Annotated in this window: 13 protein-coding genes; 9 read left to right on the plus strand and 4 right to left on the minus strand. The window is 71.0% G+C overall.

Features of this window, described 5'->3' with window-relative positions; all coding sequences use genetic code 11:
* Positions 1-161: 161 nt before the first annotated feature.
* From ACWIGU_RS30085 to ACWIGU_RS30095, 3 genes are all read right to left on the minus strand, one after another.
* A complete protein-coding gene (locus ACWIGU_RS30085) occupies positions 162-416 on the minus strand; it encodes a hypothetical protein (RefSeq protein ID WP_356288600.1) in 255 nt (84 codons plus the stop codon).
* Between the two features lie 77 nt (positions 417-493).
* The gene (locus ACWIGU_RS30090) at positions 494-1,258 is read right to left on the minus strand and encodes a bestrophin-like domain (RefSeq protein ID WP_454404835.1); all 765 of its coding nucleotides are present in this window, start codon (positions 1,256-1,258) and stop codon (positions 494-496) included.
* Between the two features lie 16 nt (positions 1,259-1,274).
* Complete coding sequence (locus ACWIGU_RS30095) at positions 1,275-1,772, minus strand: hypothetical protein (RefSeq protein ID WP_454404836.1); 498 nt, start codon at positions 1,770-1,772, stop codon at positions 1,275-1,277.
* Positions 1,773-2,033: 261 nt separating this feature from the next.
* Here ACWIGU_RS30095 and ACWIGU_RS30100 point away from each other — a divergent pair, with 261 nt between their 5' ends.
* From ACWIGU_RS30100 to ACWIGU_RS30115, 4 genes are all read left to right on the plus strand, one after another.
* Positions 2,034-2,987 carry an SCO0930 family lipoprotein gene (locus ACWIGU_RS30100; protein ID WP_454404837.1) on the plus strand — a complete coding sequence of 318 codons (954 nt, stop codon included), beginning with the start codon at positions 2,034-2,036 and terminating at the stop codon, positions 2,985-2,987.
* Positions 2,988-3,242: 255 nt separating this feature from the next.
* A complete protein-coding gene (locus ACWIGU_RS30105; RefSeq protein WP_454404838.1) occupies positions 3,243-4,055 on the plus strand; it encodes an SAM-dependent methyltransferase in 813 nt (270 codons plus the stop codon).
* The gene (locus ACWIGU_RS30110) at positions 4,052-6,196 is read left to right on the plus strand and encodes a putative bifunctional diguanylate cyclase/phosphodiesterase (protein ID WP_454404839.1); all 2,145 of its coding nucleotides are present in this window, start codon (positions 4,052-4,054) and stop codon (positions 6,194-6,196) included. The genes ACWIGU_RS30105 and ACWIGU_RS30110 overlap by 4 nt, the downstream gene beginning before the upstream one ends.
* Before the next feature lie 7 nt (positions 6,197-6,203).
* Entirely contained in the window at positions 6,204-6,932 is a 729-nt protein-coding gene (locus ACWIGU_RS30115) for a VOC family protein (protein WP_454404840.1), read from the plus strand.
* Between the two features lie 163 nt (positions 6,933-7,095).
* On the opposite strand, the gene ACWIGU_RS30120 is transcribed toward ACWIGU_RS30115, so the two are convergent.
* Complete coding sequence (locus tag ACWIGU_RS30120; protein ID WP_383089970.1) at positions 7,096-7,977, minus strand: LysR family transcriptional regulator; 882 nt, start codon at positions 7,975-7,977, stop codon at positions 7,096-7,098.
* A 95-nt stretch (positions 7,978-8,072) separates the two neighbouring features.
* Between ACWIGU_RS30120 and ACWIGU_RS30125 the strand changes: the two genes are divergently transcribed.
* From ACWIGU_RS30125 to ACWIGU_RS30145, 5 genes are all read left to right on the plus strand, one after another.
* Positions 8,073-8,780: a succinate dehydrogenase gene (locus tag ACWIGU_RS30125; protein ID WP_454404841.1), complete on the plus strand. Its 708-nt coding sequence runs from the start codon at positions 8,073-8,075 to the stop codon at positions 8,778-8,780.
* 3 nt (positions 8,781-8,783) lie between these two features.
* A complete protein-coding gene (locus ACWIGU_RS30130) occupies positions 8,784-10,742 on the plus strand; it encodes a fumarate reductase/succinate dehydrogenase flavoprotein subunit (RefSeq protein ID WP_454404842.1) in 1,959 nt (652 codons plus the stop codon).
* Positions 10,739-11,488 (plus strand): succinate dehydrogenase/fumarate reductase iron-sulfur subunit, encoded by a 750-nt coding sequence (locus ACWIGU_RS30135; RefSeq protein WP_356290882.1) that lies wholly within the window; start codon positions 10,739-10,741, stop codon positions 11,486-11,488. The genes ACWIGU_RS30130 and ACWIGU_RS30135 overlap by 4 nt, the downstream gene beginning before the upstream one ends.
* Positions 11,489-11,718: 230 nt before the next feature.
* Entirely contained in the window at positions 11,719-12,489 is a 771-nt protein-coding gene (locus ACWIGU_RS30140; protein WP_454404843.1) for a GNAT family N-acetyltransferase, read from the plus strand.
* The gene (locus tag ACWIGU_RS30145; protein ID WP_454404844.1) at positions 12,489-13,301 is read left to right on the plus strand and encodes a lysophospholipid acyltransferase family protein; all 813 of its coding nucleotides are present in this window, start codon (positions 12,489-12,491) and stop codon (positions 13,299-13,301) included. Before ACWIGU_RS30140 ends, ACWIGU_RS30145 begins: the two co-directional genes overlap by 1 nt.
* Positions 13,302-13,435 lie beyond the last annotated feature (134 nt).

A 13,435-nucleotide genomic window follows, 5' to 3' on the forward strand; every position in this document is an offset into this window, starting at 1 on the left:
CCCCTCTCGACGCGGCGGCGAGACCGCGGCACTTGCGCTTACTGAAAAACTAAGCGCGGCGCACGCGGGGGGCGACAGCCCAGGAGCGAATGGGTGGCGGCCAGGAGTGCGGTACGCCATACGGGTCCGCATCGCTGACACGGGGCGACGCTGTCCGCCGGTCAGGCGACAGGGCGGTGCGGTGACGGCTCGTCGGGGCCCGTCGTGTGCCATACGTGCGCGCCCGCGCCGCGCCACTCGACCAGATGGGGATCGTCGAGCGTCGTGTCGGACTCCCCGAGCCCGGCCGAACGCAGCAGCCGGATGAGGTCCTGATCGCTGTGCGCGAGCCCGACGGCCCGCCCCCGCACGGTGACGTGCCGCCCGCCCTCGGGCGCGGGAGGGTGTACGACGATGGGGGTGTGCCAGGCAGTCATGCCACCAGAGTGCGTCGCCGGGGCGCAGGGTGCAGGGCGGGCCGCGCCGACCCGGAGATGAGCGCGGCCCGCCGGTCTCACCCCCCGGCGCGCGGGAACAGCATGAGGAAGGGTTCCACGGTGGCCGCGACCCCGCGGCTGTAGGGCGCGTCGAGGTCCCAGACCAGGAAGAGCAGGAACGCGATCAGCGCCGAGAAGAGCCCGGCGAGGACCAGCTCGCGCGCCGTTCTGCGGATCTGGAGCGCGAAGACCATCCCGATCGTGACGAGCCCTCCCGCGATGAGGCCGAACCAGACCACGCCCGGCATCGTGGCCCCGGTGGAGTCCGCGCGCGCGTTGCGGGCGTCGTCCGCGGCGGTGATCTGGTCGAGCAGCGGCTGGTAGGCCTGCGCCTCGAAGTCCGTCTTCGGCTGGTAGTCGGTGACGTCGTGGCGCACCTTGTCGAGGAGCCGGGTGCCCTCGGCGGTGAGATGGCCCTTGTTCTTCATCGTGCGCCACTCGGTGGTGACGACATGGCTGACATAGGTGTCGACATCCGAGCGGATACGGGTTCTGACCTCCGTCGGATAGACGCGGACGCGTTCATGGATCTCGTGCAGCGCCTGCGCCTCGTTGCGTACGTGGTCCTGGGCGGCACTGCGGCCCTCCCAGACACCCGCGATGGCGAGGCCCAGGACGATCGCGTACACCACGCCGATCATCATCGTCATGTACTCGATGACGTCGGGGGTCTCGCTCGGGTCGTCGTCGTCGCCGATCCTGCGCTGCTGAAGAACGGTCACGACGAGCACGACCGCGCACGCGGCCACCATGGCGAGGGTGAGAACAAGCCATTCCGACATAGGGACCTCCGGGCGGTCAGCGCGGGCGCAGCGCGGCTACGGCGAGCACCGCGGGCGCGGTGATGAGCAGGGTGAGCGAGACCAGGGAAGGCCCGCCGCTCGGCGGCGCCTTGCGGGGCGCGGGGCGGTATGCGGGGTAACTCACCGGAGTCGGCGAGGGCTTGGGGCGCACCGTCGGCTTCGGGGCGGGCGGCGGCGGCGCTTTCACGGGCGGCGGAGGTGGTGGCGGTGGTGGAGGAGGCGGCGGTGGTGGTGGAGGCGGTGGTTTCGGGGCCGGGGGCGGCGCGGGCTTGCGCGGCTGTGGCTTGACGGGGCCCGCCCGGCAGACGACGCCGTCACCGGCGCGGGCTGTCGCGTCGCCGCCCTTGCCGATCGAGGCGTACGCGCAGTTGTCGGCCGGGGTCAGTGCGGCCGCCGTGGCGCCGGCCGCGGGCGAGCCCAGCAGCCAGGCCAGCGCGAGCGCCGCCACCACCCGTGTGACCAGGGTCGACCTGGCCCCTCTGGATCCGTACACGACGGAGATCATGGGCGGCGGGAGGCGGCGCCACGCCCCGGCCGCCGGGGATTGGTCCGAAGGTGGGGAGATGGGGGGCGCCAGGTTTGCCCGCGGCCACCGGAGCGCACGCGTGGCCCACCCCGGATGCGTCCCGCGCCCCCTCGGCAAAAAGAAATTTCCGGCCCCGTTGAACACATCCGCCGTCGCCGCGCGTACCTAGGGCCATGTGCGGCCCCTTCCGGGATCGCACAACACCCAAGCAACCAGCGGGAGTTGGCAATGAACACCTGGCGGAGCGCCTCACTCGTAGCGACAGCTGCGGCCCTGCTGGCGCTGACGACGGCGTGCGGTCAGGACCAGGGCGACCAGTCGCCCAATGGCCAGTCCGTGGGCAACGCCGCCCCGGCGCAGGGCGGTTACGGCAACGGGGACGCGTACGGCAGTGGCGACGGCTACGGAGGCGCGAAGGACGCGGGGGCGACCAAGGCGAAGCCGGCCGGGCAGCTCGCCACCTGGGACAGCAAGAAGCTCGGTCAGGTCCTCACGGACAGCGAGGGCTTCACGATGTACCGCTTCGACAAGGACACCGCGCAGCCGCCCAAGTCGAACTGTGACGACGCCTGCCTCAAGGCGTGGCCCGTCGTGCCCGCGGACGGCGCCAAGGCGGCGCCCGGCGTCGACCAGTCGCTGCTCGGCGAAATCACCGCGGCCGACGGCACCAAGCAGCTGACGGTCGACGGCTGGCCCATGTACCGGTACGCGATGGACACCAAGCCGGGCGACGCGAAGGGGCAGGGTGTCGGAGGCGTCTGGTACGCCGCCGGGCCCGACGGCAAGAAGGCGAGCCCCGCCGCCGCGCAGCCCGCCGACCTCGCCGGTCTGTCCACGCGCAAGGACCCGAAACTCGGCGAGATCGTCGTCGACAAGAACGGAATGACCGTCTACCGGTTCCTCAAGGACTCGGCCTGGCCCATCAAGTCGAACTGTGTCGACACCTGCGCGGAGAACTGGCCGGCCGTCGCCCCCGTAGCGAAGAACGACACCAAGGGCATCCTCAAGAAGGGCTTCATGACGTACGACCGCCCCGACGGCGGCAAGCAGCAGACGATCAACTGCTGGCCGGTCTACACCTACTCCGGCGACAAGAAGCCCGGCGACACCAATGGGCAGGGCGTGGGCGGCACTTGGTACGCCGCTTCACCCGAGGGAAAGCCCGTGGGAGCGCCCAAGTAGGGGTACCGCGTAGAGTCTGCTGCGGATTTGGCGAATCGCCGGTCTGTTCCTCCCGTGATCACGCGGAGGGAACAGGCCGGTTCTTTTCCGTTGCGACAGAGAGGGTTTCGGGGTGATTTCGGATCATTGCCATTCGGCACTTGCCGGAGGCAGTGACCGAGAACGGACGGTCAATTTCCGTTTTGACTCGCTCCATTGGCGGGCGATCAGTAGCCTCAGCTCGAACACCGGCTCGCCTACGCCTTGGAGACATTGATGGAGCGTCCCGCCTGGGCCCCTCAGGGCATCGACATCTCGGTGCCCAGCGTGTCCCGGATCTACGACTACTACCTGGGCGGTTCGCACAACTTCGAGGTGGACCGGGAGGCGGCCCGCAAGGCGATGGAGTTCATGCCGGGGCTCCCGAAGATCATGCAGGCGAATCGTGCCTTCATGCGCCGGGCAGTGCGTTACGCGGTCCAGCAGGGCGTCACCCAGTTCCTGGACATCGGATCCGGAATCCCCACCTTCGGCAACGTCCACGAGGTGGCCCAGGCGGCCGACTCCGAAGCGCGCGTCGTGTACGTCGACCACGACCCGGTCGCCGTCGCGCACAGCCGGGCCGTCCTCGACGGCAACGACCGCGCGGCCGTCGTGACCGCCGACCTGCGCAAGCCCCGGGAGATCCTCGCGGCCCCCGAGGTCGGTGAACTCCTCGACCTGGACAAGCCGGTCGCCCTGCTCCTCGTCGCCGTCCTGCACTTCGTCGAGGACGCCGACGACCCGCAGAGCGCCGTCGCCGAGCTGCGCGACGCCCTCGCGCCGGGCAGCCTCCTGATCGTCACGCACGCCGCGTACGAGGGCATCCCGGTACCCGCCGCGCGGGCCGCCGGCACGGTCGACGTGTACAAGAACATCCGCAACCCGCTGATCATGCGCTCGCGCGAGGAGATCGCGCGATTCTTCGAGGGATACGAGATGGTGGAACCCGGACTCGTACAGATGCCCGAATGGTGGCCGGAGAACGCGCCCGCGGACGAGGATCCCTATGCCTTCTCGGGCTGCGCCGGCGTGGGGCGCAAGGCGTGAGCGGCGAACAGGACGGGCCCGAGGGCAGACTGCGCAGGTTCGCCACCATCTGGAGCCGGGCGATCTTCCCGGTGACGGCGACCTCCCTGTCCCGGGTCGAGTTCGAGAAGGAACTCATGCCGCTCGCACGGCGGTTGCGGGACGCGCTCGGCGAGCGGACCCTGGACGCGCCCGCCGCCCAGGCCGTCGGCGCGGCACTGATCGGCGTGCACTGCACCGACCCCGAGGCGCTCACCCGCACCCTCGACGTCGTCGACGCCTACCTCGTCCTGTACTGCCGTACCGACGAAGACCGGCGCGAGGAAGAGCTGCGGGCGCGCTGCGCCCGGCTCCAGCACTCCGTCGCGGCCGGCTTCGCCCAGGCCCTGCGCGAGCGGACCCTCGCCGAGCAGGAGGCCATCTCACGGGCCGCCCTGAGCGCGCGCAGCGCGGTCGCCGAGGCGCTGCACGCGAGCGAGGCCCGGTTCCGCGCGGTGTTCCACGGCGCGGCCATCGGCATCGGAATAGCGGACCTCGAGGGCACGGTCCTGGAGGCCAACGACGCGCTGGTGCGCATGTTCGGCGGCGCCGAGAACCTGGTGCGCGGCCGCAACGTCCTCGAGTGGACCCACCCCGACGACGCCCCGCACGTGTGGCGCCTGTACGAGGAGCTGGTGCGCGGCGAGCGTGAGCACTACCGCGTCGAGAAGGCGTTCTACCGCCCCGACGGCACCGCCCTGTGGACGAACCTGACCGTCTCCCTGCTGCGGGACGCCGACGGAGTGCCGCAGTACCAGCTGGCGCTGATGGAGGACACCACCGAGCGCCGCCTCCTGAACCTGCGGCTGCGCTACGAGGCCACCCACGACGCGCTCACCGGGCTCCCCAACAGGACCCTGTTCTTCGAGCGCCTGGAGAAGGCGCTCGCGGCGGGCGACGGCATGCGCTTCGGCCTGTGCTACCTCGACCTCGACGGCTTCAAGACCATCAACGACAGCCTCGGCCATGCGGCGGGCGACCGGCTCCTCGTCGAGGTCGCCGACCGCCTCCAGGCCTGCGCCACCGCGCCCGGCGAGATGGTGGCGAGGCTCGGCGGCGACGAGTTCGTCGCGCTGACCACCGGCCGTGACACCGCGGCCGAGGTCGACGACCTCGCCGGACGCATCATGCACGCGCTGACCGCCCCCATCCGCATCGACGGCCGCGAGCTGACCGTGCGCGGCTCCATCGGCATCGTGGAGGGTCCCGCGGCGGGGGAGCGCAGCCCGGCGGAGGTGCTGCGCAGCGCCGACATCACCATGTACCGGGCCAAGTCGGCGGGCGGCAACCGCTACGAGCTCGCCGACCCCGAGGCCGACGCGCGCGTCATCACCCGGCACGGCCTCACGACCGCGCTGCCCGCGGCCCTGGAGCGCGGCGAGTTCTTCATCGAGTACCAGCCGCTCGTGCACCTCGGCGACGGCAGTGTGCGGGGCGCCGAGGCGCTGGTGCGGTGGCTGCATCCGCAGCACGGTGTGCTCGGGCCCGACCAGTTCATCCCGCTCGCCGAGGACACCGGCCTCATCGTGCCGCTCGGGCGCTGGGTCCTGGAGGAGTCGGTGCGCCAGGCCCGGGTCTGGCAGGAGCGTTACGAGGACGCAGGGCCCCTGCGGATCAACGTGAACCTGTCCCCGATGCAGCTGACCCACCCGGGCCTGGTCTCCGACACCGTCGACATCCTGGAGCGCTTCGGACTCGAACCCGGCGCGCTCTGCCTCGAAGTCACCGAGTCCGCCCTGATCGGCGCGGACGACGACCTCCTGAAGCCGCTGCGGCGGCTCGCCGAGATGGGCGTGGACATCGCGCTGGACGACTTCGGCACGGGCTACTCGAACCTCGCGAACCTGCGCCGGCTCCCGGTGAGCGTCCTCAAGCTGGACCGTTCCTTCACGCAGGGCATGCAGCGGTACCCCGCCGACCCCGTCGACCTGAAGATCGTCGAGGGCATCGTCGCGCTCGCGCACAGCCTCGACCTCTCGGTCACCGTGGAGGGTGTGGAGACGGGCGCACAGGCCGAGCAGCTGCGCGACCTGGGCTGCGACACCGCGCAGGGCTGGTACTACGCCCGCCCGGGCCCGCCCGACCGCCTGCACGAGCTCGCCCTGTGCGACGCGACGGGGTGAGGCCCTGGTGATCCGCTGGGTGTACGCCTTCATCGACCGGCCAAAGGCGCGCTTCGGGGCGGCCTGCGACTTCTGGACGCGGGTCACGGGGACGCACCTGTCGGCGCCCCGCGGCGACCACGACGAGTTCGCGACGCTGCTGCCGGACGGCTCCGCCGATCCGTGCCTGAAGGCGCAGGCGGTCGACGGCCCCGGCGGCGCACACGTGGACTTCGCGGTGGACGACCTCGCTCGGACAGCCGGCCTGGCGCGCCACCTGGGGGCGACGCCCGTCCACACGGAGGAAGGCCTCGAGGTCCTGCGCTCACCCGGCGGCCAGCTGTTCTGCCTGGTCCCCTGGTCCGGCGAACACCGCCGCCCCGACCCCGTCGCGGGCCCCGACGGGACGACGAGCCGCCTTGACCAGGTCTGCATCGACCTGCCCCCGGCGATGTACGAGGCGGAGATCGACTTCTGGACCGGGTTCACCGCCTGGACCTCGTCGCCGGGCACGCTGCCGGAGTTCCACACGATCCGCCCCCCGACGGACCTCCCCGTACAAATCCTGCTGCAACGCCTGGCGGCCGCCCGCCCCACAGCCGCCCACCTGGACCTGGCCTGCACCAACACGGAAGCAACCCGGGCCTGGCACGAATCCCTGGGCGCGAAACTCGTATCAAGGGGCGCACACTGGCTGGTCCTACAGGACCCATCGGCAGCGCCGTATTGCCTGACATCCAGACCCCCCACCCCCTAGGGGCACAGGGAACAACCCGCAATCAGGAGCGCGGGAAACGGCGCAAATCCCCACGACGCACCGGCACCCGACCAAGCCGCGGAGGCCCCGCAATCCAGGGGCGCGGGGAACTGCGCAAACCCCCCAAAAATCACCCGCACACATTCCCCCGCCCAAAACCACGTCACCCCTCCAGCAACATCCGCTGAAGTTCCCGCGCGGCCCGAGGCGGAGCCACATCGCTGCGATGGGCCAGCGCAATCGTCCGGTGCAGCCCGGGACGGGCGAGCGGAGTCACCCGCAGATCGGCCCCCGCCCGCGTCGCGACCATATGCGGCACGACGGCCACCCCGAGCCCCGCCCGCACGAACCCCAGCACCGCGTCCATCTCCCCGCCCTCCACCGCGAAGTCCGGCTCGAACCCCTCCGCCCGGCACGCGGTGACGGTCAGTTCCCGCAGGTCATAGCCGTGCCGGAACATCACAAGCCGCTCGCCCTCAAGATCGGCAATGCGCACGGACCGCCCCCGCCCGGGCCGCGGCGCATCAGGCGAGGACACGACCACCAGATCCTCCCGCAGCAGCTCCACGGTCGTCAGCGCCGGCGCCGGCGCGGGCAGCGGCAGCACCACAAGAGCCAGATCCAGCGCGCCGCGCGCGAGTTCGCGTACGAGGTCGTGGGAGCCGCCCTCCTCGATCATCAGGCGGATCCCGGGATACCGGTCGTGGAAGCCGCGCAGTACATCGGGCAGCAGGCCCGTGCACAGCGAGGGCGTGGCGCCGAGCCGCACCCGGCCGCTCTTGAGCTGCGCCAGCTCCTGCACCTCCTGCCGCGCCGTGTCCGCGTCGGCGAGGATGCGGCGGGCCAGCGGCAGGAGCGCCTCGCCCGCGTCGGTGAGCGTGATGTTCCCGCGGGCGCGCAGGAAGAGATCCGCGCCCAGCTCCCGCTCCAGGGACCGGATCTGCTGGGACAGCGACGGCTGGGCGACATGGACCACCTCGGCGGCCCGGGTGAAGTGCCGGGTCTCGGCAACCGCGACAAAGTACTGGAGCTGCTGGAACTGCATGACCCCCACAGTAATCGCTCGATAGTCTGCGCCTATGGAAATGAGCCGGACCATGTCTTGGACCGATCGGGCCCTTCGGCTCTAGCGTGCGTGACATGGCTCTGGCAACACGGACGGACCGACGGCCGTCCACGACGCGTACGCTCTGGGACTCGTCCGTCGGCAAGAAGACAGTGATGGCCGTGAGCGGCCTGATCATGCTGCTCTACTTGGTCGTCCACATGATCGGCAACCTGAAGATCTTCTTCGGGCCGGGCGAGTTCAACCACTACGCCCACTGGCTGCGCACGGTCGGTGAGCCGTTCATGCACTACGAGTGGACGCTGTGGCTCGTCCGCGTCGTGCTCGTGGCCGCCGTCGTCGCGCACGCCACGTCCGCGTACCAGCTGAGCCGGCGCGACATCAGGGCCCGCCCGGCCAAGTACGTGCACAAGAAGGCGCGTTCGAGCTACGCCACGCGCACGATGCGCTGGGGCGGCATCATCCTCGCGCTGTTCATCGTGTGGCACGTCCTCGACCTGACGACCGGCACCGCGCACCCGGGCGGCTTCCAGCCGGGCCACCCGTACCAGAACGTGATCGACACCTTCTCCACCTGGTACGGCAACGTCGTCTACATCGTCGCGATGCTCGCCCTCGGCCTGCACGTCCAGCACGGCTTCTGGAGCGCGGCGCAGACCCTCGGCGTGGGCAGCGCGACCCGCGACCGCGTCCTGAAGACCGTCGCCAATGTTCTCGCGCTGCTGCTCACGGCCGGCTTCATCGCCGTACCCGTGGGCGTCATGACCGGAGTGGTGAGCTGACCCATGAATTCCTACGCGGAGTACGCGACCGGTGAGCCGGTCGTCGACACCAAGGCCCCCGAGGGCCCCGTCAACGAGCGCTGGGACACCCGCCGCTTCGAGGCGAAGCTGGTCAACCCGGCCAACCGCCGAAAGCACACCGTGATCGTGGTCGGCACCGGCCTGGCCGGCGGCTCCGCGGGCGCCACGCTGGCCGAACAGGGCTACCACGTCGTCCAGTTCTGCTACCAGGACTCCCCGCGCCGCGCCCACTCGATCGCCGCGCAGGGCGGCATCAACGCCGCGAAGAACTACCGCAACGACGGCGACTCCGTCCACCGCCTGTTCTACGACACGGTCAAGGGCGGCGACTTCCGCGCCCGCGAGTCGAACGTCCACCGCCTCGCGCAGATCTCCGTCGAGATCATCGACCAGTGCGTCGCGCAGGGCGTCCCGTTCGCCCGCGAGTACGGCGGCCTGCTCGACACCCGCTCCTTCGGCGGTGTCCAGGTCTCCCGTACGTTCTACGCCCGCGGCCAGACGGGCCAGCAGCTTCTCCTCGGTGCCTACCAGGCGCTGTCACGGCAGATCGCCGCAGGGAACATCGAGATGCACGCGCGCACCGAGATGCTCGACGTGATCGTCGTCGACGGCAAGGCGCGCGGCATCGTCGCCCGCGACCTGATCACCGGGAAGATCGACACGTACTTCGCCGACGCCGTCGTCCTCGCGTCCGGCGGCTACGGCAACGTCTTCTACCTGTCGACGAACGCCATGAACTCCAACGCGACCGCCGTCTGGCGGGCGCACCGGCGCGGCGCCTACTTCGCCAACCCGTGCTTCACCCAGATCCACCCCACCTGCATCCCGCGCACCGGCGACCACCAGTCGAAGCTGACGCTGATGAGCGAGTCGCTGCGCAACGACGGACGCATCTGGGTACCGAAGGCGAAGGGCGACACGCGCCCGGCGAACGAGATCCCCGAGGGCGAGCGCGACTACTACCTGGAGCGCATCTACCCGGCGTTCGGCAACCTCGTGCCCCGCGACATCGCCTCGCGCGCCGCGAAGAACGTGTGCGACGAGGGCAGGGGAGTGGGCCCCGGCGGCCAGGGCGTGTACCTCGACTTCGCCGACGCGATCAGCCGCATGGGCAAGAAGGCCGTCGAGGAGAAGTACGGCAACCTCTTCGACATGTACGCGCGGATCACCGCTGAGAACCCGTACGAGACGCCCATGCGGATCTACCCCGCCGTGCACTACACGATGGGCGGCCTGTGGGTCGACTACGACCTCTCCACCACCATCCCCGGCCTGTTCGCGATCGGCGAGGCCAATTTCTCCGACCACGGCGCCAACCGCCTGGGCGCCAGCGCGCTCATGCAGGGTCTCGCCGACGGCTACTTCGTCCTGCCGTCCACCATCAACGACTATCTTGCGCGCAACCCGCACCACTCCATCGACGACGCCTTGAGCGCCGAACACCCCGTCGTCCAGGACGTGCTGGCCGAGACCGAGGACCGGATCAACCTCCTCCTCGCCGTCGACGGCGACCGCACCCCCGACTCCTTCCACCGCGAACTCGGCGAACTCATGTGGGAGTTCTGCGGCATGGCCCGTACGGAAGAAGGCCTGCGCAAGGCCCTCGACCGGATCCCGCAGATCCGCGAGGAGTTCTGGCGGCGCATCAAGGTGCCGGGCACCGGCGAGGAGTTCAACCAGTCGCTGGAGAAGGCCAACCGCATCGTCGACTACCTGGAGCTCGCCGAGCTCATGTGTCTCGACGCGCTGCACCGCGCCGAGTCCTGCGGCGGCCACTTCCGCGAGGAGTCGCAGACCCCGGACGGCGAGGCCGCCCGCCGCGACGAGGAGTTCTCCTACGCGGCCGCCTGGGAGTTCACTGCCACCGGCGACGCCCCCGTCCTGCACAAGGAAGACCTCGTCTTCGAGTACGTCCACCCCACTCAGCGGAGCTACGCATGAAGCTCACCCTGCGCGTCTGGCGCCAGAAGAACGCCGACGCCGAAGGCGCCATGTCCACGTACGACGTGGACGGAATCTCGCGGGACATGTCGTTCCTGGAGATGCTCGACACGCTCAACGAGGAGCTCATCCTCAAGGGCGACGACCCTGTCGCGTTCGACCACGACTGCCGTGAGGGCATCTGCGGAGCCTGCTCGCTCGTCATCAACGGCGACGCGCACGGCCCCGAGCGGACCACCGCCTGCCAGCTCCACATGCGGTCCTTCAAGGACGGCGACACGATCGACATCGAGCCGTGGCGCGCCTCCGCCTTCCCCGTGGTGAAGGACCTCGTCGTAGACCGCACCGCGTTCGACCGGATCATCCAGGCCGGCGGCTACATCAGTGCGCCGACCGGGGCCGCGCCCGAGGCGCACGCCACGCCCGTGCCCAAGCCCGACGCGGACTTCGCGTTCGAGCACGCCGAGTGCATCGGCTGCGGCGCGTGCGTGGCGGCCTGCCCGAACGGCTCCGCGATGCTGTTCACCTCGGCGAAGGTCAACCACCTCAACGTCCTGCCGCAGGGCGCGCCCGAGCGCGAGACCCGCGTCCTAGACATGGTCGGGCAGATGGACGCCGAGGGCTTCGGCGGCTGCACCCTCACCGGTGAGTGCGCCACCGCCTGCCCGAAGGGAATCCCGCTGGTCTCCATCACCGGGATGAACAGGGAATGGCTGCGCGCGACCCGTAAGGCGGGCAGGCGTTAGCCGTACGTCGTTCGCCGTCAATGTGCGGACGGGCGGGGCCGGGAGTGGTGCTCATCCCCGGCCCCGTCTCGCTTTCACCGGCGCTCCTGGCATTCAACATCCCCACATCCCCTCTCCTGTCACAGGTCACGTACACGACAACCGGTATCGGAAGAACAGGAGCGGCAGGCCGTACGACAGTGCGGCCCGCCCACCGCTCCGCCGAACCGGCCCGTGACCAGGAGAGAGCCATGACCGGCGTCACCACGCTCGACCGTCCCCCACAGCCCGAGGCACCCACCCGCTACACCGTCACCCTGGCCCGCGACGAGGACGACGTCCGTGCCGCGCAGCGGCTGCGGCACGACGTCTTCGCGGGCGAGATGGGCGCCCTGCTCACCACCCCGCATCCGGGCCTCGACGTCGACGCCTTCGACGCGTACTGCGACCACCTGCTCGTCCGCGACACGGTGACCGGCCAGGTCGTCGGCACCTACCGGCTGCTGCCGCCGGAGCGGGCCTCCGTCGCCGGACGACTGTACTCGGAGGGCGAGTTCGATCTGACCGCTCTCGACGCGATCCGGCCAGGCCTCGTCGAGGTCGGCCGCTCCTGCGTGCACCCCGACCACCGGGACGGCGCCGTCATCGGGCTCATCTGGGCCGGGATAGCCCGCTACATGGTCGACCGCGGCCACGAATGGCTGGCCGGCTGCTGCTCCATCCCGCTGGCCGACGGCGGCGCCCTCGCGGCGGGCACCTGGGACCGCGTGCGCACCAAGTACCTGGCTCCCGAGGAGTACCGCGTACGAGCGCTGCTGCCGTGGAACGCGGAGCGTGTGGAGTTCCCCGCCCGCACCGAGCTTCCGCCGCTGCTGCGCGGCTACCTCCGCCTCGGCGCCTGGGTGTGCGCGGAGCCGGCCCACGACCCGGACTTCGGGGTCGCCGACCTGTACGTGCTGCTGTCGATGCGCCGGGTCAACCCGCGCTATCTGCGGCACTTCCTCTCTCTCGCCCCGGCCTGATGAGCGTCTGGCTGCCCAGCGCGCCCTGCACCCCGAAGGCATGCGTGGAGCCGGCGGGGTCCGCGACGGCCGTACCCCGGGCCGTGCTGCGGATGACGGCGGTCCTTGTCCTGGTCCTGACCGGGATCGCGCTGTCACCGCTCGGCGGGCGGATCCCCGCCGGACTGGTCAGGTGGTGGTGCCGGGCGATCGCGCGGGCCATCGGGGTCCAGGTCCGCGTCACCGGCACCGCCGCCGCACCCACCGGCGGTCTGCTCCTGGTCGCCAACCACATCTCCTGGCTGGACATCCCGCTGCTCGGCGCCGTGCGCCCGGCCCGGATGCTCGCCAAGGCGGAGATCGGGCGGTGGCCCCTGGCCGGGCCGGTGGTCGCGCGCGGCGGCGTCCTGTTCATCGAGCGGGACCGGCTGCGTGCCCTCCCGGACACGGTCGCCCGCGTCGCCGAGGCGCTGCGGGCCGGCTCCGCGGTCGTCGCGTTCCCCGAGGGCAGCACCTGGTGCGGCCGCGCGCAGGGGCAGTTCCGGCGCGCCGTCTTCCAGGCCGCGCTGGACGCGGGGGTCCCGGTCCAGCCGGTCCGCCTCCGGTACCGGCTCGCGGACGGGGCGGCCAGCACCGCAGCCGCGTTCGTCGGCGACGACACGCTGCTCGCCTCGCTGTGGCGGGTGGCGTCGACACGGGGGGTGGTGGCCGAGGTCGAGATACGGGACGTGATCCCGCCGGGCTCTCACCTCGACCGCCGCTCGCTGGCCCGGGCCGCCGAGCCGGGGACGACGGGCCGGCCCCGTAGGACCCACACCGTGCTGGTGGCCTGAGGACTCGCCGAAGGGGGTACGGCGAACTCCGGTGCTTCGGGGGCGCGGGCTGTGCCGATACGCGGCTCCGCCGCGATGGGGGTCCCCCTGTTCGAGCGGAGCCGAGAACTTGGGGGAGCGACCAGCCGCGTACG

It is taken from the genome of Streptomyces sp. NPDC055400, from assembly GCF_053644375.1.